We start from the raw sequence: 635 nt of genomic DNA on the forward strand, positions 1-635 counted from the left end.
CCATCCAAGACAAGGTGCACTTTGTGGTTCAGCGGATAGCGCTCTCTTATTTTGCATAAAAATCGAACAATATTTTCACTGTTAACGGTGTCATAATCATCGATAATAGGGTGACCAAGGTCTGACAAATTAAGTGCGCCAACAATATTGAGGCGACTACGGCTCCCTGTCGTCTCTATTGCTTTATCTTGTCCTGTGCGTATCCAGCCTTGCGTCACTTTTGTCGTTTGAGTCGGATGAACAGCATCCATAAACAGGATGGCTTCATCTTTGTCGCAGCGTGATTTGAGCGCTTCATAGGCGTCGACAAAGGCGTGTTGCTTCGCCTCATCGAATTTATGCGGCACACCTTTAGGCTTTTTATAGCTAAAACCGTTGTGGTGCAGCCATTTGTTCATGCCAGCAACGGAGTAGCGCACACCAAACTGACACTGAACATACGCGACAATTTGGTGGGTGTGGGAGTAGGTGTGTTCGGTCAAATGCTCAATCAAGGCCAATGCTTGAGGAGCGGACAAATGACTGCTTGAGCCACCATTCTCGGGCTTGAGTTTTTCAGCAGTTGCGTAGTCTTCAAGATGACGCCGTACTGTTGTTTCGTTAATACGCAATGCTTGAGAAATCATCGCAGCGCT

Annotated in this window: 1 protein-coding gene; it reads right to left on the bottom strand. The window is 46.9% G+C overall.

The features are described 5' to 3' along the window. Nucleotides 1-635: IS630 family transposase (locus BZJ21_RS15445; protein ID WP_108743196.1), on the bottom strand; the 635-nt coding region annotated here is incomplete at both ends.

Source organism: Salinivibrio costicola subsp. alcaliphilus (genome assembly GCF_001996185.1).
Classification (GTDB): domain Bacteria; phylum Pseudomonadota; class Gammaproteobacteria; order Enterobacterales; family Vibrionaceae; genus Salinivibrio; species Salinivibrio costicola.